This is a genomic window from Streptomyces sp. NPDC055962 (genome assembly GCF_042270185.1).
In the GTDB taxonomy this organism is placed as follows: domain Bacteria; phylum Actinomycetota; class Actinomycetes; order Streptomycetales; family Streptomycetaceae; genus Streptomyces.
The window spans coordinates 129,139-146,371 of the sequence record NZ_JBHJYN010000009.1 but is presented as its reverse complement, the minus strand read 5'-3'; the positions used below and the strand labels follow the sequence as shown (position 1 = coordinate 146,371).

Sequence of the window (17,233 nt, the reverse complement as noted above, 5' to 3'; positions counted from 1 at the left end):
GGCGGGCGTTTCTCAGCAAATTCACAGGTGGGCGAAAGCTCGCTCTCACGGCCGTCTCACAGGCTTGAGCCATGACGACGACCTCGCCCCAGGGGCGTACAGAACTGCTCAGGCCCGACCGCAGTCCCGTCCGGGTGCTGGTCGTGGACGACGAGGCCCCGCTCGCCGAGCTGCTCTCCATGGCCCTGCGCTACGAGGGGTGGGAGGTGCGCAGCGCCGGGGACGGCGCGAACGCGCTCCGCACGGCGCGCGACTTCCGTCCGGACGCGGTGATCCTCGATGTGATGCTGCCCGACATGGACGGGATCGCCGTGCTCGGCCGGCTGCGGCGCGAGCTCTCCGACGTGCCCGTGCTGTTCCTGACCGCGCGGGACGCGGTGGAGGACCGGATCGCCGGGCTCACGGCGGGCGGTGACGACTACGTCACCAAGCCGTTCAGCCTGGAGGAGGTCGTGGCACGGCTGCGCGGGCTGATCCGCCGCTCCGGCACCGCATCCGTGCGCAGCGAGTCGACGCTCGTCGTCGGTGACCTCGTGCTCGACGAGGACAGCCACGAGGTGAGCCGGGGCGACGACTCGATCCACCTCACGGCGACCGAGTTCGAGCTGCTCCGCTTCCTGATGCGCAACCCGCGCCGGGTGCTGAGCAAGGCGCAGATCCTGGACCGGGTCTGGAACTACGACTTCGGCGGCCAGGCGAACGTCGTCGAGCTGTACATCTCCTACCTGCGCAAGAAGATCGACGCGGGGCGTACCCCGATGATCCACACCCGGCGCGGGGCGGGATACCTCATCAAGCCCGGTGAGTAACCCGGTGAGCAGGAGGAACACGGGCCGCCCCTGGACGCTGCGGACCCGGCTCGTCGTGTACGCGGTCACCCTCATCGCGGTCGTCGCGGCGGTGATCGGCTCGGTCACCGCCATCGCCTTCCACGAGTACATGTACGGGAAGCTGGACGGCCAGCTGCACGACATCGCCATGGTGGCCAAGGCGCCCCCGCCGGGCAGCGGCAAGAGTCCCCGAGGGGGACCGGAGAGCGACGGCGAGGAGCCGCTCGCCTTCATCGGCAGGGGCACGCCCGACTCCTTCGGCGCCGTGGTCTCCGACGGTTCCGTCACCTCGTCGAAGGTGATCAAGGGGCCGGACGCCCGGGAGGACGCCGAGGAGCTGACGGGCGCCCAGAAGGATGCCCTGGAGGCCGCCGACGTGTCCCCGGACGGCGAAGCGCATGACGTCGAGCTTCCCGGCCTCGGCGGCTACCGCGTGCAGGTCGTCCCGTCGGGCGCCGGGACCTCCGTCCTGGTCGGCATCCCCACCGCCGAGGTGGACACGGCCGTCAACACCCTGATCCTCGTCGAGGTCTGTGTCACCGGAGCCGGGCTCATCGCCGCGGGGATCGCCGGTACCGCCATGGTCGGTGTCGCCCTGCGCCCGCTGCGCAGGGTGGCCGCCACCGCGACCCGGGTCTCCGAACTCCCTCTGCACAGCGGTGAGGTCGCCCTCCTCGAACGGGTCCCGGAGGCGGAGGCCGATCCGCGCACCGAGGTGGGGCAGGTCGGCGCCGCTCTCAACAGGATGCTGGGCCATGTCGGTTCGGCCCTGGACGCCCGGCAGAAGAGCGAGACACGGGTCCGGCAGTTCGTCGCGGACGCCAGCCATGAGCTGCGGACTCCGCTCGCCTCGATCCGCGGGTACGCCGAACTGACCCGGCGGGGACGGGAGGACGCAGGCCCCGACACCCGGCACGCTCTGGGGCGGATCGAGTCCGAGGCGGAGCGGATGACGGGCATGGTCGAGGACCTGCTGCTTCTGGCGCGCCTCGACGCGGGACGGCCGCTCTCGTACGAGAGCACCGATCTCTCGCCGCTCGTCATCGACGCGGTCAGCGATGCCAGGGTCACGGACCGGGCCTCGGACGGTGCCGCCGGAGCCGGTCACCACTGGCGGCTGGAGCTGCCGGAGGTGCCCACGACCGTGCTCGCCGAGCCGACGAGGATCCAGCAGGTGCTGGTCAACCTGCTGGCGAACGCCCGTACGCACACACCGCCGGGGACCACCGTGACCGTACGGGTGCGCGCGGCGCGCAGGGACCTTCCCTGGGTGACCCTCGAGGTCCAGGACGACGGGCCCGGCATCCCCGCCGAGTTGCAGCCACGCGTCTTCGAACGGTTCGCGCGCGGCGACGCCTCGCGCTCCCGCCATGCCGGATCGACGGGGCTCGGCCTCGCCATCGTGCAGGCCGTCGTCGCCGCCCACGGAGGGGTGGCCGAGGTGCGTTCCGTGCCGGGGAACACGGTCTTCGCGGCGCATCTGCCGGCGGAGGCGGTCCACGAGGGCCACGGACCGGACGGCACCACGGGCGCACCCCCGGTCCCCTCCCCGGCCCCCTTCCCGGCCGCACCCCCTGCCCCCTTCCCGGCCGCCCCGGCGCACCCCGGAGACGTCTCTCCGGCGGGCCCGGGCGGTGCCCCGTACGCGCCTCCCGCGGGCCCGGGCGGCACCTCGTACGCGCCTCCGCGGGACCCCTTCCTGTCCGTGCCCTCGGGGCGGCCGGAACCCTCCCCGTACGCGCCCTCGGAGCGACAGAACCCCGTCCCGTGCGCCCCCGTGGAGGCCCGGAACGGCTCCTCCGACGCCTCCCCGGCGCACTCACAGGCCGACCACAGGCGCAGCACACGGATGTGACAGCGCGGTTGGCGAGTGTCGGTGTCATGCGAACCGACACTCCTTGGAGCACCCTGCCGGCCCGGGAACACCTCCTGGCCGCAGCGGTCGGCGCTGCCGGCGCTCCCGTACCCGTACTCGACGTGGTGATCCCCGTATACAACGAGGAGAAGGACCTCGAAACGTGTGTGCTGCGCCTGCACGACCACCTGGCGCGGACGTTCCCCTACGGTTTCCGGATCACCGTGGCGGACAACGCCAGCACCGACCGGACGCCCCAGGTGGCGGTGCGGCTCGCGGACCTGATCCCCGAGGTGCGGTCGTACCGGCTGGAGGAGAAGGGCCGGGGGCGTGCGCTGCGGACGGTCTGGTCCCACTCTGACTCCCCGGTCCTCGCCTACATGGACGTCGACCTCTCGACGGACCTGAACGCGCTGCTGCCCCTGGTGGCCCCGCTGATATCCGGTCACTCCGACCTGGCCATCGGTTCCCGTCTGGCCCGTAGTTCGCGGGTGGTGCGGGGTTCGAAGCGGGAGTTCATCTCGCGGGCCTACAACCTGATCCTGCGGTCCTCGCTGGCCGCACGCTTCAGCGACGCCCAGTGCGGCTTCAAGGCCATACGGCGCGAGGTCGCGCAGCGGCTGCTGCCGATGGTCGAGGACACCGGATGGTTCTTCGACACGGAGATGCTGGTACTCGCCGAGCGGGCCGGTCTGCGCATCCACGAGGTGCCGGTCGACTGGGTCGACGACCCCGACTCCACGGTGCACATCGTGAGGACGGCGACCGACGACCTGAAGGGCGTCTGGCGGGTCGGCCGGGCCCTGGCCACCGGGGCGCTCCCGCTGGACCGCCTGGCGCGGCCCTTCGGGGACGACCCGCGCGACCGGACCGTGCCCGGGGTGCCGCGCGGACTCGCCCGGCAGCTGGCCGGCTTCTGCGTCGTGGGCGCGCTCTCGACCCTGGTCTACCTCGCCCTGTACTCCCTCTTCCGGCTCGGTGCCGGCCCGCAGTTCGCCAACGCGGCGGCCCTCCTGGTCTCCGCCGTCGCCAACACGGCGGCCAACCGGAGACTCACCTTCGGCGTACGCGGCCGGGGAGGCGCCGTGCGCCACCAGGCGCAGGGCCTCGTCGTCTTCGCGATCGGACTCGCCCTGACCAGCGGTTCGCTCGCCGCGCTGGGCACGGCGTCCGGCTCGGCGTCGCACGGCACGGAACTCGCCGTGCTGATCGCGGCCAACCTCGCGGCGACGGTGCTGCGGTTTCTGCTCTTCCGTGCCTGGGTCTTCCCCGACCGGCGCACCGACCACCAGGACGCCCGCAAGGGTGCCGCACACGAACTGAGGAACGTCCGATGACCGCGGCCACGCACTCCGACCACGTCCAGGCGCCGCCCGGCACCCCGGGGGTGCCCGCGCACGCCGCGGGCGGCCGGGAACCCCTGTCGCGGCGCATCCGCCGGGGCAGGCCCGAGGACCCGCACTGGGTGAGGCCCGCCTTCTGCGGGATGCTCCTGGTCATCGCGCTCGCGTACCTGTGGAACCTCAGCGCCTCCGGCTACGCGAACTCCTTCTACTCCGCGGCCGTGCAGGCCGGCAGCCAGAGCTGGAAGGCCTTCTTCTTCGGCTCGCTGGACTCCGCGAACGCGATCACCGTCGACAAGCCCCCGGCCACGCTCTGGCCGATGGCCCTGTCGGTCCGGATCTTCGGCCTGAGCTCCTGGGCGATCCTCGCACCGCAGGTGCTGATGGGTGTCGCGACGGCGGGAGTCCTGTACGCGGCCGTACGCCGGCGCTTCACGGCCGCCGCCGGGCTGATCACGATGGCGGTCTTCGCGCTGACGCCGGTGGCCGCGCTGATGTTCCGCTTCAACAACCCGGACGCGCTGCTCGCGCTCCTGATGACCGTCACCGTCTACTGCGTGCTGCGCGCGTTCGAGGGCGGCCGGACGAAGTGGCTGGTCTGGGCGGGCGTCGCGGTGGGCCTCGCCTTCCTGTCGAAGACGCTGCAGGCCTTCCTGATCCTCCCGCCGCTCGCCGTGCTGTACGCGGTGTTCGCGCCGGTCCCCGTGCGGAAGCGATGCGGTCAGCTGGGCCTGGCGGCCCTGGCGATGATCGTGTCCGGTGGCTGGTGGGTGGCGATCGTCGAGCTGTGGCCCGCCTCCTCCCGCCCGTACGTCGGCGGCTCGCAGAACAACTCCTTCCTGGAGCTGACCTTCGGCTACAACGGGCTCGGCCGGATCAACGGCGAGGAGACCGGCAGCGTCGGTGGTGGCGGGGGCGGCCAGGGTGGCGGCTGGGGCGAGACCGGCATCGGCCGGATGTTCAACTCCGAGATCGGCAGCCAGATCTCGTGGCTGCTGCCTGCCGCGCTGATCCTGCTGGTCGTGGGGGTGTGGCTGACCTGGCGGGCGAAGCGTACGGACACGGGCCGGGCGGCGTTCCTCGCCTGGGGCGGCTCGTTGCTGATGACGGCCCTCGTCTTCAGCTTCATGGCCGGCATCTTCCACCAGTACTACACGGTGGCCCTGGCCCCCTACATCGCGGCGCTGGTCGGCATGGGCGCCACGGTCCTCTGGGAGGAGCGGGCCAGGTGGTGGGCGGGCACCGCGCTCGGAGTGACCGTCACCGTGACGGCCGTCTGGTCGTACGTCCTGCTGGGGCGCACCCCGGACTACTTCCCCTGGCTGCGCTGGGCCGTCCTGATCGGCGGACTCGTGGCCGCGGTGGGACTGCTGCTCGCGGCGCGGCTGGGCCGGCCGCTCGCGCTGGGTGTGGTGGGACTGGGCCTCGCCGCGTCGCTGGCCGGGCCGACGGCGTACACGGTCAGCACGCTGAACACCGGGCACCAGGGTTCGATCGTCACCGCGGGCCCCTCGGGCGCGAGCACGGGCGGACCCGGCGGTGGCCCCGGTGGCGGTGGGGGTCGCGGCGGCGGCATGCAGCCTCCCGGCCAGGGCACCCAGCAGGGCAGCCAGCAGCAGGGGGCCCAGCAGGGCGGTGGCCAGGCACCGGGCAACAGAGCTCAGGGCGGCGGTTTCCCGGGCGGCGGCACCCCGGGCCAGGCGCCCGGCGGGCGGCAGGGCGGTCAGCAGGGCCAGGCTCCGGGCGGCATGCAGGGCGGCATGCCCGGCGGCGGTACGGGCGGCGGCGGCATGGGCGGCCTGCTCAACGGCGCCTCCGTCGACTCGGAGGCCAAGACGCTCCTGAAGCAGAACGCCGACGCCTACACCTGGTCCGCCGCTGCCATCGGTTCGCAGAACGCCGCGAGTTACCAGCTCGCCACCGGTGATCCGGTGATGGCGATCGGCGGATTCAACGGCAGCGACCCGTCCCCGACGCTCGCCCAGTTCAAGAAGTACGTGGAGGACGGAAGGATCCACTACTTCATCTCGGGCGGCATGGGTGGCACGGGCGGCGGCGCCGGTGGCGAAGGCACCTCGTCCCGGATCTCGGCCTGGGTGGAGGAGAACTTCACGGAGGTCACTGTGGGCAGTGCGACCTTCTACGACCTCACCCGGCCGGCGAGCTGACGCCCCCAGCCGCGCAACCGAACCCAGGACGGTGACACGAAGGCGGTGACACGGAGGCGGTGACACGGAGGCAGTGACACGGAGGCAGTGAGGCGGAGGCAGTGAGGCGAAGGCGGTGACGACGACGCCGTGACGACGACGCGGTGACGGCAGGGCGGTGGCCCCGGGCAGAGGTTCCGGAGCCACCGCCCTGCCGCGTGCGGCAGGTGGGTCCGGCGACTTCCGTAAGTGAGTTGTACGGCGTACAGGAAGTGCCTTACGGTGTACAGCCATGCAGCCATACACCGTACAACTGCACCGGAACCAGGAGCCCGCATGACGGCGACCGCCGCCGAGCAGAACGACCTCACCCCCCGGAACGGCCACGCCCGACGCTGGCTGATCCTCGGGGTCATCTGCCTCGCCCAGCTCACGGTGCTGCTCGACAACACCGTCCTGAACGTCGCGATCCCCTCCCTCACCACCGAGCTGAACGCCTCCACGGCCGATGTGCAGTGGATGATCAACGCCTACTCGCTCGTCCAGTCCGGACTCCTGCTCACCGCCGGAAGCGCCTCCGACCGCTACGGCCGCAAGAAGATGCTGGTGGCGGGACTTCTGGTCTTCGGCATCGGTTCGCTGGCGGCCGGGCTCGCGCAGTCCTCCGGGCAGCTGATCGCCGCCCGCGCGGGGATGGGCGTCGGAGGCGCGTTGCTGATCACGACCACCCTCTCCGTCGTCGTCCAGATCTTCGACGACACCGAGCGCGTCAAGGCGATCGGGATCTGGTCCACCGTCAACTCCCTGGGCTTCGCGGCGGGCCCGCTGCTCGGCGGGGCCATGCTCGACCACTTCTGGTGGGGCGCGATCTTCCTGATCAACATCCCCGTGGCGGTCGTCGGCCTCGTCGCGGTCGTCCGGCTCGTACCGGAGTCCAAGAACCCGAGCGGTGACCGGCCCGACCTGATCGGGGCGCTGCTCTCGACCCTGGGCATGGCGGGCGTCGTGTACGCCATCATCTCCGGCCCCGAGCACGGCTGGGGATCCGGCCCGGTCCTGCTGACCGCCTTCGCCGGGGTCGCCGTCCTCACCGGATTCGTCCTGTGGGAGCTCCGTGTCCCGTACCCGATGCTGGACATGCACTTCTTCCGCAACCAGCGGTTCACCGGCGCGGTGGCCGGCGCGATCCTCGTCGCCTTCGGGATGACGGGCTCGCTCTTCCTGCTCACCCAGCACCTGCAGTTCGTGCTGGGCTACGAGCCGCTGGAGGCCGGGCTGCGCACCGCCCCGCTCGCCCTCACCGTCGTCGCGCTCAACCTCACCGGGCTCGGCGCCCGGCTCGTCGGGAAGCTCGGGACGCCGGCCGTGATCGGCGCCGGGATGTCCCTGCTGGCCGGCGGGCTCACGGCGATCGCGCTGCTGGGCGGCCGGGAGTACGGCGGCATGCTGCTCGGCCTGGTCGTCATGGGGGCGGGCGTCGCGCTCGCCATGCCCGCCATGGCCAACGCGATCATGAGTTCCATCCCGCGCGAGAAGGCGGGAGTGGGCGCCGGAGTGAACGGCACCCTCGCCGAGTTCGGCAACGGTCTCGGGGTGGCCGTGCTCGGCGCCGTGCTCAACTCGCGGTTCGCCGCACTCGTACCGGGTGCGGTCGGGGCGGCCTCGCTCCCCACCGTGCTGGCCTCGGCGGACGGACCGGCGGAGCGGGAGCGCGTCACGGACGCCTTCGCCTCCGGCCTGGAGACCAGCCAACTCGTCGGGGCCGCGGCGGTCCTGGCCGGCGGACTGCTGGCCGCGGCCCTGCTGCGGCGGGCGGAGCGCGCGGAAGCGGACTGAGTGCCGCGGGCTGCGGGCATAGCATCGTGGCAGGGGTGCCGGCACGCAGGAGTGCCACAGCAAGACAAGGAGCGTGCGCCATGGGATCCGCGGCAGACCGTGGGAACAGCCCTTCGCGGGTCAGCGTCTGGCTGGACCGGCGGACGCCCTCACGCACGCGCAAGGCGGAGCAGCCGACCGGCCTCGACCGGGACAGGATCACGGCGGCGAGCCTGCGGCTGCTGGACGCCGACGGCCTGGCGAAGTTCTCCATGCGCCGCCTCGCCGCCGAGCTCGACGTCACGGCGATGTCCCTCTACTGGTACGTCGACACCAAGGACGATCTCCTGGAGCTCGCCCTGGACACGGTCTTCGGCGAGATCCCGGCGGCGTCCGAGGACGCCGACTGGCGGGACCGGCTGCGCGAACTGGCCACCAGCTACCGCACGATGCTGGTGCGTCACCCCTGGGTGTCGGCCCTGATCGGCAGTTTCCTGAACATCGGCCCGCACTCGATGCTGTTCTCGTACGCCGTCCAGGACGTCGTACGGGCCACCGGGCTGCCCCTGGAGCGGCAGACAGGCGCGACGGCGGCCGTCTTCCAGTTCGTCTACGGATTCGGCACCACCGAGGGCCACTTCGTGCAGCGCACGCAGGAGGCCGGCCTCACCCAGGACGAGTACGTCGAGCGTGCGATGGGCACGATCCGCGCGGACCCCCAGCTCAGGCAGGTCATGCGGCCCTCGGAGGAGCTGATGGAGGCGCGTGGCGGGGGCACGGTGGAGGAGATGCGCGAACGCGACTTCACGTTCGCGCTCGACCTGCTGATCGCCGGCATCGAGGCGACCCGTGCGCGGGCGGCGCACCGCGCGTAGGCGGGTCCCTCCGCGCGGCCGGCCGCCGGGCGTCAGTAACCGCGCCGGGTGTCCACGGCCAGCGCGGGCGTACGCCCCTCGGCCACCGCCCCCCAGCAGGCCTCGAAGTCGGCGACGACGTCCTCGCCGGCCGTGATTCCGGCCGAGTGCGAGGTGATCACCGTGCGCGGCAGCCGCCAGGCGGGGGCGTCGGGCCCGGCGGGCTCGTCCGGAAGGACGTCGAGCACGGCCCGGCGCACGGACCCGCCGCGCAGCGCCGCCTCCAGGGCCGCCATGTCCACCGTCGCCCCACGGCCCACGTTGATGAAGGTGGCGCCCCGCATCGCAGCGAACCGGGAACCGCCGAAGAAGTGCTCCGTGGCGCCGGTCAGCGGCAGGGCGGAGACCACCCACCGGGCGTCCGCCAGCGCGGACGCCTCGTCCTCGGAGCCGGCGACGACCACCCGGTCGAAGCCCTCGAGCGCCTCGCGGTGCGTGCGCCCCACGCCCACGGTGCGCACGGAACAGGCGCGCAGCAGACCGGCGACGGCGGAGCCGATGCGCCCCGTGCCGTGGACGACGGCGGTCCGGCCGGCGACGAGTTCGGACGGGAGCCGCCGCCACTCCGCCCTGGCGTGCTGGGCGGTGTGCTCCGGGACGGACTGGCACTCGGCGAGCACCCAGGCCAGCGTGTACTGGGCGATGCGCTCGCCCATCCGCCCCACGGTCCGCGTCAGCAGGGCCCCTTCGGGCCAGGGGCCGGCGGAGAGCAGCGCGTCCGTTCCGGCGTTGACGCTGTGGAACCACAGCAGCCGCGGGCTCCGCAGCGCTTCGGGCAGCACGTCCCCCACGTACACGAACGGGCCGTCGGGGGCGGTGACATGGGCGGGTCCGGCCGGTCGTCCGGTGATCCGTTCCAGCTCACGCACCACGGCCGGGCCCAGGGAGGGGGAGGTCAGCAGCCGGGCCGTCGCGAGCGGGTCCTGGCGGGGCGGTGTCATCGGTGCGGTCAGCTGCCGCCGGCCAGGTGGGCGGGGAAGCCACCGGTCGCGATGGGGCTCCAGCGCTCCGGGGTGATGCGGATGATGGACTTCCCCTGCTTGACCATCGCCGCCCGGTACTCGTCCCAGTCCGGGTGCTCCCCGGAGATGGTGCGGAAGTACTCGACGAGGGGCTCCACCGAGTCCGGCGAGTCGATCACCTCGGCCGAGCCGTCGACCTGGACCCACGGGCCGTTCCAGTCGTCCGACAGGACGATCACGCTCACCCGCTCGTCGCGCTTGGCGTTACGGGTCTTGGCCCGTTCGGGGTAGGTCGAGACGACGATCCGCCCCGCGTCGTCGACGCCGCAGGTGAGCGGGGAGCCCTGGGGGCGGCCGTCGGACCGGGTGGTCAGCAGGATCGCCCGGTGCCTCGGCCGCACGAAGTCCAGCAGTTCCCCGAGTTCCACGGTGGTGTTGGTCGCGATGTTGGGTGCCATGCGGCCCACCCTAGGCCGTGTCCGCGACGTCCCGCCGTACGCACGCAGCAGGTGCGTGCCGGGCGGGAAGCCGCGGCCGGTGCTAGCCCGTCGGGAGGGAGTCGCCCTGGACCGCCTGGATGTCGAGTTCCACGCGCAGGGTCGTGCCGATCGCGGAGATGCCCGCCTGCAGCACCTGGTTGTAGTTCATGGCGAAGTCGTCGCGGCGCAGCTCGGCGGTGGCGTTGAAGGCCGCCCGCACCCCGCCCCACGGGTCGGGTCCGGTGCCCAGGTAGCTGAGGTCCAGATCGACGTCGCGCGCGATGCCGTGCATCGTGAGCACGCCGTGGACCGTCCAGCGGTCGGGCCCGGCCGGGGTCAGCGCGCGGGAACGGTAGGTGAGCTCCGGGTACGTCTCCACGTCCAGGAAGTCCGCCGAGCGCAGGTGCTTGTCGCGCATGGCGTTGCCCGTGTCGATGCTGCCGGAGGAGATGTAGGCCTCCACCCGGGAGTGCTGGACGTTCTCGGCGATCTCGATCCGGCCGCCGAACTCGGTGAACCGGCCGTGGACGCTGGAGATCCCCAGGTGCTGCGCGACCGCGGCCACGGAGGAGTGCACCGGGTCCAGCGACCAGGTGCCCGGAGGCGGCAGTTCCACGCCTCCCTGGCGGGCCAGCACCACGGTCCCGGCCTCGACCCGGCCGCTGGCCGTGACGAGCGCGGTGGACGCGGCGGGGGCGTAACCCACCGCGGTGACGATCACCGTGTAGGCGCCGGCCTGCAGGAGATCGTCGGTGCGGACGGCCCCGTTCTCGTCGGCGGCGGCGCGGAGCACCTGGGTGCCCGTCATGTCGGTCACCGTCACGACCGCGTGCTGGACCGCCCAGCCGTCCCGCGTCCGTACCTGTGCGCGAAGTCCCATCCCGTGTTCTCTCCTTGCTCAAATCACTCGTGAAGCAGCGACTCAATGAGTCGGGCCCCGGGCGGGATCGGCAGGCCGTCCCCTGCCTGCCGTTCCCGCCACGGGGCCCATTTCCGCCGGCGCCACAGCCTCTCCGCTCGAAGTGCTGTTCCGCCAGGGGTCTTTGTGGAACTTCCGGAGTTCCTACTCGCCCGGGTGGGCGAGCTCGATGTCGTGACCGTCGACTCCGCTGCCGCTCACCGTCAGCGAACCGGCCACCGGCGGGTAGCCGGTCGCGATCACGGAGTACTCACCGGCGTCCAGGTCGGTGAAGGCGTAGACACCGTCGTCACCGGTGGTCGACGTGGCGACCACGTTGCCGGCCGCGTCGATCAGCGTGACGCGGGCGTCGTGCAGCGGGGCCCGGCCGGAGCCGGCCCTGACGACGCCCCGTACCAGCGCGCCGGAGCGCAGGGCCACGTCGACCCGGGTGACACCCTGGCCGCCGACCTCCACCGGCAGGGCCAGCGGACGGAAGCCCGCGGCCGTGACGGCGACGGTCACCGAGCCGGGGATGAGTTCACCGAAGGTGAACTCGCCCGCGTCGCTCGACACGCCGGTGGCCAGTACGTCGCCGCGCACATCGGTCACCACGACCATGGCGCCCTGGACGGGGGTGCCGCCCTCGGAGGTCCGCACGGTCCCGGAGAGACCGCTCGTACCGGCGAGCAGGATGTCGTAGGCCAGCGGCTCGTCGCCGACGACCACGGTGGACGCCTGCGGCTGGAAGCCGTCGGCGGACGCGATCAGGACGTAGCTGCCGGAGCTGGGGGCGTCCAGCACGTAGCCGCCGTCGGCCTGGGCGACGGAGCGCCCCAGCTGCCGGCCGCCCAGCGAGATCAGCGTGACGGCGGCGCGGGCGACGGGTGCGCCCTCGGCGCCCCGCACCACACCGCGTACGGGCGTTCCCTGAATGGTCAGCTCCTTGGTGGCAGCCGTCTCCTCCAGGGTGGCGACCGAGGTGACCCCGGCCGCTCCCTCGGCGATCGGCGCGGTGCCGGTGGCGGCCTCGACGGACTCCGTGGCGGCGGCCTCGGCCGGTGCGGTCTCGTTGCCCGACCTGGTCTTCAGCGCGACCTCCTTGATGAAGAGCGTCAGGAGGAAGGCGACCAGCGCGGCGGGCGCGGCGAACAGGAAGACGTCGGCGACACCGTGGCCGTAGGCGACCTCCATGACCGTACGGAACGGGGCGGGGAGCGCGTCCAGGTCGGGGATGCCCCCGCCGCCGGTTCCGCCGTGGCCGAACGCCGCACCCTGCGGGCCGAGGTCGGCGAGGCCGTCCTTGACGTAGTGGGTGACGCGGTTGCCCAGGACGGCACCCAGCGCCGAGACGCCGATCGCACCACCGAGGGAACGGAAGAACGTGACGACGGAGCTGGCCGCGCCGAGGTCGGCGGGAGCCACCTGGTTCTGCGTGGCGAGCACCAGGTTCTGCATCATCATGCCGATGCCGAGACCCATGACGAACATGAAGATCGCGATGTGCCAGTACTCGGTGTCGTACCTGATGGTGCCCAGCAGGCCGAGGCCCGCGGTGAGCAGGAAGCCACCGGTGACGAGCCAGGCCTTCCAGCGGCCCGTCTTGGTGATGATCTGGCCCGACACGGTCGAGGACAGGAAGAGACCGGCGATCATCGGGATGGTCATGACGCCGGACATCGTCGGCGACTTGTCCCGCGCCAGCTGGAAGTACTGGCTGAAGAAGACGGTGCCCGCGAACATGCCGATACCGACGAACAGCGAGGCCGCGGAGGCCAGCGTGATGGTGCGGTTGCGGAAGAGGCGCAGCGGGATGATCGGCTCGCGGGCCTTCGTCTCGACGAAGAGGAACAGCGCTGCGAGGACGACGGTTCCGCCGAGCATCGTCCAGGTCTGCCAGGAGATCCAGTCGTACTTGTCGCCCGCGAAGGTGACCCAGAGCAGCAGCAGCGAGACCGCGGCGCTGATGAGGAAGGCGCCGGACCAGTCGACCTTGACGCCCTCGCGCTTGACCACGGGGAGCTTGAGGGTCTTCTGGAGCACGATGAGGGCGATGACCGCGAACGGCACACCCACGTAGAAGCACCAGCGCCAGCCCATCCAGCTGGTGTCGGTGATGACTCCGCCGAGGAGCGGGCCGCCGACCGTGGCGACGGCGAAGACCGCGCCGAGGTAGCCGCTGTAGCGTCCGCGCTCGCGCGGGGCGATCATCGCGGCCATCACGATCTGGGCGAGGGCGGAGAGGCCGCCGACGCCGATGCCCTGGACCACGCGGCAGGCGATGAGCATGCCGCTGCTGGTCGACAGTCCGGCGACTATGGAGCCGCCCACGTAGATGACCAGCGCGATCTGGACCAGCAGCTTCTTGCTGAACAGGTCGGCGAGCTTGCCCCACAGCGGGGTGGTGGCGGTCATGGCCAGCAGTGAGGCCGTCACGACCCAGGTGTAGGCGCTCTGGCCGCCACCGAGGTCGGAGATGATCTCGGGCAGGGCGTTGGAGACGACCGTCGACGACAGGATCGCGACGAACATGCCGAGCAGCAGCCCGGTCAGCGCTTCCATGATCTGCCGGTGTGTCATCGGCGTGCCGGCGGAGGCTTCTGCAGCCCCGTGCTTGGCGTGGCCGCCCCGCACACCGGATGGTGTGGTCGTAGCCATTGAATTCCTTCTCTTTGCTTCTGTTACACAGGTGTACGGGTGTGCGAATCGTCGGATTGCCCGGCGCGGCAGTCGCCGCTGTGCCGTCCGGGGGCGCACCCTCCGGGGCCGCGGCAGGAGAAGCTGTCGCGCAGCCGGGACAACAGCGAGTTGAGCTGTCCGACTTCTTCGTCGGACCAGTCGTCGAGGTGATCGGCGAACATCTCCGTCGTCCGGCGGCTCAGCTCGTCGATCATGTCGGCGCCGGCGGGGGTCAGCCGCAGGATGCGGGACCGCTTGTCCGCCGGGTCCGAGGACCGTTCGATCCAGCCGTTCTCCACCGCGTGGGTCACATGTCTGCTGGTCACGGACATGTTCACGGACAGGAGCTCGGCGAGGCGGGAGATCCGCATCTCCCCGTACTTGGCCAGCAGCGTCAGCACGGTGGCCGAGCCACCGGGACACTCGGCGGGCAGGATGCGGGTGAGGCCCCGCTTGACGGCTCCGACGGCGCTGAGCTGCCGGGCCAGTTCTTCGTACTGGCTCCGTGCTGCCACCGGCCCTCCAGACGTCTCGCGAGGTCATCTTGTTGCTTAGGGCAACGATAGAAGCAGTTGGTTGCCACAGGCAAACGAAAGCGGGCTTGCAGAAGTAAAGGAACGCAAAAGCCTGCGTAGGGGCCGGGTCAAGCGTGCAGCGCACAGGGGGGCGGTCCGCGCCGGATGTGTCTCTCGCCACACGCGGAGCCCCTGGTGGGGCCCGTGGAGGCGGCGCGGAGCGCCGGGACGGGCGGGTGAAGAGGTCGTGTGTGCGAGGGACGGGCATCGGCCCCCGGGGACCCGGGGGTTGGGCGGAAGGCCCGCGTTCGCTAGGGTCCTGGGCCATGGCACACAACCCCCACGCCCCGCAGCCGGGCCCCGAGGGCACTCACGACCCGGCGGGCAGCACGCAGATGTTCCGCGCGTTTGTCGACGAGGGCGAGCCGCAGCGCAGGCCGCAGCCCGCCGCGACCTCGTCCGGCCCGAGGACCGGGGTGATCGTGGCCGTCGTCGCGGTCATCGTCGTCCTCGGTGCGGTCGCCTGGCTCGCGCTCGGCTGACCGGCCCCCCGTCCCCTTCCACGGTCGGCCCACCGCCCCTCACCGGGGGCTCAGGGTCCTCCGGGCGCCCACGTGAGCGTGCGCGCCGCAGTTCCGTACCGCTCCCGCTCCGCACGTCGGCGCGGGAGCGTCTGCGTTCCCCCGCCGGGAGTCCACGCCGGCCGTGCGGGGTCCGGACACGGCGGAGCCGCCGGTGCGGCGATCGTGCCCCGGCGGCTCCGTGAGCCTTTCCGGACGGACCCGCAGGGGTCAGTCGGCGATGAGCCCTTCCCTGAGCTGGGTGAGCGTGCGCGTCAGCAGGCGCGAGACGTGCATCTGCGAGATGCCGACCTCCTCGCCGATCTGCGACTGCGTCATGTTGGCGAAGAAGCGCAGCATGATGATCTGCCGCTCGCGCGGAGCGAGCTTGGCCAGCAGCGGCTTCAGGGACTCGCGGTACTCGACGCCTTCCAGCGCGGAGTCCTCGTACCCGAGGCGGTCCGCCAGCGAGCCCTCGCCGCCGTCGTCCTCGGGGGAGGGCGAGTCCAGGGAGGACGCCGTGTAGGCGTTGCCCACGGCCAGGCCGTCGACCACGTCCTCCTCGGAGACCCCGAGCGCCTTGGCCAGCTCCGGCACCGTCGGCGAGCGGTCGAGCTTCTGGGCGAGCTCGTCACTGGTCTTGGTGAGGGCGAGCCGCAGCTCCTGGAGGCGGCGCGGCACCCGCACCGACCAGGAGGTGTCGCGGAAGAAGCGCTTGATCTCCCCGACGACGGTCGGCATCGCGAACGTGGGGAACTCGACGCCCCGTTCGCAGTCGAAGCGGTCGATCGCCTTGATCAGGCCGATCGTCCCGACCTGGACGATGTCCTCCATGGGTTCGTTACGGCTCCGGAACCGCGCCGCCGCGTACCGCACGAGCGGGAGGTTGAGCTCGATGAGTGTGTCCCGCACATAGGCCCGCTCCGGGCTGTCCGTTCCGTCGGGGCCCGATGCGGGACCCAGGGCGGCGAGCCGCAGGAACAGGGAGCGGGACAGGGTGCGGGTGTCGATGGCTTCCGGCGAGCTGGTGAGCACGGCGGGTGCCGGCACGCTCTTCGTGAGCGTGAGCACCTTCGAGCTGCCCTGTTCTGTGGACATGCCACCCCCTTGAGGTCGCGGACGGTCGCGGTGGCCACGACCATCGGAGGAACGCAGCCTCCACCTGAATACCGGAGGTAGGGCTGCGGCAAACGCGGTTCCAGCAGAATGTCACATGTCGGCAACACGCTGTAGTGACATGTCGACAAGTAAGCGTGAGAACTGCGCAGGAAACTGGGGGTGTGCGGCTTTTGCGCCCCGGGATCCTGTCCTCCAGGGGTCTACCCGTTCTGGTTACGCCTCGATCCTGTTTGCGGACCTGAGTCGGGCGAAACTTCTGGCCAGAAGCCTTGACACATGCATCTGGGAGACGCCCAGTTCGGCGCTGATCTGGGACTGCGTCAGGTTGTTGTAGTAGCGCAGCAGGAGGATGCGCTGCTCGCGCTCGGGGAGCTGGACGAGCAGGTGCCGGACCAGGTCCCGGTGCTCGACGCCGGCCAGCGCGGGGTCCTCGTAGCCGAGTCGGTCCAGGAGTCCGGGCAGGCCGTCGCCCTCCTGCGCGGCCTCCAGCGAGGTCGCGTGGTACGAGCGGCCCGCCTCGATGCAGGCGAGGACCTCGTCCTCGGAGATCTTCAGGCGCTCGGCGATCTCGGCGGTGGTCGGGGAGCGTCCGTGAGCGGTCGTCAGGTCCTCGGTGGCGCCGGTGACCTGGACCCAGAGCTCGTGCAGCCGCCGGGGCACGTGCACGGTCCTGACGTTGTCCCGGAAGTAGCGCTTGATCTCGCCGACGACGGTGGGCATGGCGAACGTGGGGAACTGGACGCCGCGTTCCGGGTCGAAGCGGTCGATCGCGTTGATCAGTCCGATGGTGCCGACCTGGACGACGTCCTCCATCGGCTCGTTGCGGCTGCGGAACCTGGCCGCCGCGTAGCGCACGAGCGGCAGGTTGGCCTCGATCAGGGCCGTACGCACCGTGTGGTGCTCGGAGGTGCCGGGTTCGAGGTCCTTGAGCCGTCCGAACAGCACCTGGGTCAGCGCTCTGGTGTCCGCGCCCCGGGTCCGCGCGGGCGTGTTCGGATCGGGGGTCTCGGTCTGGATGTCGTCCGTCTGGACGTTCTGGGGCGGGACTTGAGGCGCTGTACTGGCCGGCACGGTGTCGCCACCCCTTTGCGGTCAACTACGGTCAACTCATCCGTCA

The 17,233-nt window shown here is 71.6% G+C and carries 14 protein-coding genes; 7 read left to right on the top strand and 7 right to left on the bottom strand.

Going from position 1 to position 17,233, the window contains the following annotated elements:
* The first annotated feature begins 71 nt into the window (after positions 1-71).
* The 6 genes from ACFC51_RS24735 to ACFC51_RS24710 all read left to right on the top strand — a co-directional run bounded on the left by ACFC51_RS24735 (position 72) and on the right by ACFC51_RS24710 (position 8,865).
* Complete coding sequence (locus ACFC51_RS24735; protein WP_376368413.1) at positions 72-809, top strand: response regulator transcription factor; 738 nt, start codon at positions 72-74, stop codon at positions 807-809.
* A 4-nt stretch (positions 810-813) separates the two neighbouring features.
* Positions 814-2,685, top strand: a complete 1,872-nt coding sequence (locus tag ACFC51_RS24730) for a sensor histidine kinase (protein ID WP_376530820.1) — start codon at positions 814-816, stop codon at positions 2,683-2,685.
* Between the two features lie 26 nt (positions 2,686-2,711).
* Complete coding sequence (locus tag ACFC51_RS24725) at positions 2,712-4,022, top strand: glycosyltransferase (protein WP_376530818.1); 1,311 nt, start codon at positions 2,712-2,714, stop codon at positions 4,020-4,022.
* Complete coding sequence (locus ACFC51_RS24720) at positions 4,019-6,196, top strand: glycosyltransferase family 39 protein (RefSeq protein WP_376530816.1); 2,178 nt, start codon at positions 4,019-4,021, stop codon at positions 6,194-6,196. Before ACFC51_RS24725 ends, ACFC51_RS24720 begins: the two co-directional genes overlap by 4 nt.
* A 315-nt stretch (positions 6,197-6,511) precedes the next feature.
* Entirely contained in the window at positions 6,512-8,011 is a 1,500-nt protein-coding gene (locus tag ACFC51_RS24715; RefSeq protein ID WP_376530813.1) for an MFS transporter, read from the top strand.
* Positions 8,012-8,091: 80 nt separating this feature from the next.
* Complete coding sequence (locus ACFC51_RS24710) at positions 8,092-8,865, top strand: TetR/AcrR family transcriptional regulator (RefSeq protein ID WP_376368423.1); 774 nt, start codon at positions 8,092-8,094, stop codon at positions 8,863-8,865.
* A 32-nt stretch (positions 8,866-8,897) separates the two neighbouring features.
* Here ACFC51_RS24710 and ACFC51_RS24705 read toward each other — a convergent pair whose 3' ends face one another.
* The 5 genes from ACFC51_RS24705 to ACFC51_RS24685 form a co-directional block, all read right to left on the bottom strand.
* Entirely contained in the window at positions 8,898-9,845 is a 948-nt protein-coding gene (locus ACFC51_RS24705) for an NAD(P)-dependent oxidoreductase (protein WP_376530810.1), read from the bottom strand.
* A gap of 8 nt (positions 9,846-9,853) precedes the next feature.
* A complete protein-coding gene (locus ACFC51_RS24700) occupies positions 9,854-10,324 on the bottom strand; it encodes a PPOX class F420-dependent oxidoreductase (protein ID WP_376368427.1) in 471 nt (156 codons plus the stop codon).
* Between the two features lie 82 nt (positions 10,325-10,406).
* A complete protein-coding gene (locus tag ACFC51_RS24695) occupies positions 10,407-11,225 on the bottom strand; it encodes a YceI family protein (RefSeq protein WP_376368429.1) in 819 nt (272 codons plus the stop codon).
* Positions 11,226-11,408: 183 nt separating this feature from the next.
* Positions 11,409-13,901, bottom strand: coding sequence for an MFS transporter (locus ACFC51_RS24690; RefSeq protein WP_376368431.1), 2,493 nt, complete (start codon positions 13,899-13,901; stop codon positions 11,409-11,411).
* 23 nt (positions 13,902-13,924) lie between these two features.
* Positions 13,925-14,437, bottom strand: a complete 513-nt coding sequence (locus ACFC51_RS24685; protein ID WP_376368433.1) for a MarR family winged helix-turn-helix transcriptional regulator — start codon at positions 14,435-14,437, stop codon at positions 13,925-13,927.
* 326 nt (positions 14,438-14,763) lie between these two features.
* On the opposite strand from ACFC51_RS24685, the gene ACFC51_RS24680 reads away from it, so the two are divergent.
* On the top strand, positions 14,764-14,979 hold the full coding sequence (locus ACFC51_RS24680) for a hypothetical protein (RefSeq protein ID WP_329230956.1): 216 nt from the start codon (positions 14,764-14,766) through the stop codon (positions 14,977-14,979).
* 249 nt (positions 14,980-15,228) lie between these two features.
* Here the strand turns inward: ACFC51_RS24680 and ACFC51_RS24675 are convergent, their stop codons facing one another.
* Complete coding sequence (locus ACFC51_RS24675; protein WP_376368435.1) at positions 15,229-16,095, bottom strand: RNA polymerase sigma factor SigF; 867 nt, start codon at positions 16,093-16,095, stop codon at positions 15,229-15,231.
* Between the two features lie 234 nt (positions 16,096-16,329).
* On the bottom strand, positions 16,330-17,187 hold the full coding sequence (locus tag ACFC51_RS24670) for an RNA polymerase sigma factor SigF (RefSeq protein WP_376368437.1): 858 nt from the start codon (positions 17,185-17,187) through the stop codon (positions 16,330-16,332).
* Positions 17,188-17,233 lie beyond the last annotated feature (46 nt).

Excerpts from the sequence above, each read along its gene's own strand:
- ACFC51_RS24680 (WP_329230956.1), top strand. The coding sequence starts at position 14,764 with ATGGCACACAACCCCCACGCCCCGCAGCCGGGCCCCGAGGGCACTCAC.
- ACFC51_RS24710 (WP_376368423.1), top strand. The coding sequence starts at position 8,092 with ATGGGATCCGCGGCAGACCGTGGGAACAGCCCTTCGCGGGTCAGCGTC.
- ACFC51_RS24715 (WP_376530813.1), top strand. The coding sequence starts at position 6,512 with ATGACGGCGACCGCCGCCGAGCAGAACGACCTCACCCCCCGGAACGGC.
- ACFC51_RS24695 (WP_376368429.1), bottom strand. The coding sequence starts at position 11,225 with ATGGGACTTCGCGCACAGGTACGGACGCGGGACGGCTGGGCGGTCCAG.
- ACFC51_RS24735 (WP_376368413.1), top strand. The coding sequence starts at position 72 with ATGACGACGACCTCGCCCCAGGGGCGTACAGAACTGCTCAGGCCCGAC.
- ACFC51_RS24705 (WP_376530810.1), bottom strand. The coding sequence starts at position 9,845 with ATGACACCGCCCCGCCAGGACCCGCTCGCGACGGCCCGGCTGCTGACC.
- ACFC51_RS24690 (WP_376368431.1), bottom strand. The coding sequence starts at position 13,901 with ATGGCTACGACCACACCATCCGGTGTGCGGGGCGGCCACGCCAAGCAC.
- ACFC51_RS24700 (WP_376368427.1), bottom strand. The coding sequence starts at position 10,324 with ATGGCACCCAACATCGCGACCAACACCACCGTGGAACTCGGGGAACTG.
- ACFC51_RS24725 (WP_376530818.1), top strand. The coding sequence starts at position 2,712 with ATGCGAACCGACACTCCTTGGAGCACCCTGCCGGCCCGGGAACACCTC.
- ACFC51_RS24720 (WP_376530816.1), top strand. The coding sequence starts at position 4,019 with ATGACCGCGGCCACGCACTCCGACCACGTCCAGGCGCCGCCCGGCACC.
- ACFC51_RS24675 (WP_376368435.1), bottom strand. The coding sequence starts at position 16,095 with ATGTCCACAGAACAGGGCAGCTCGAAGGTGCTCACGCTCACGAAGAGC.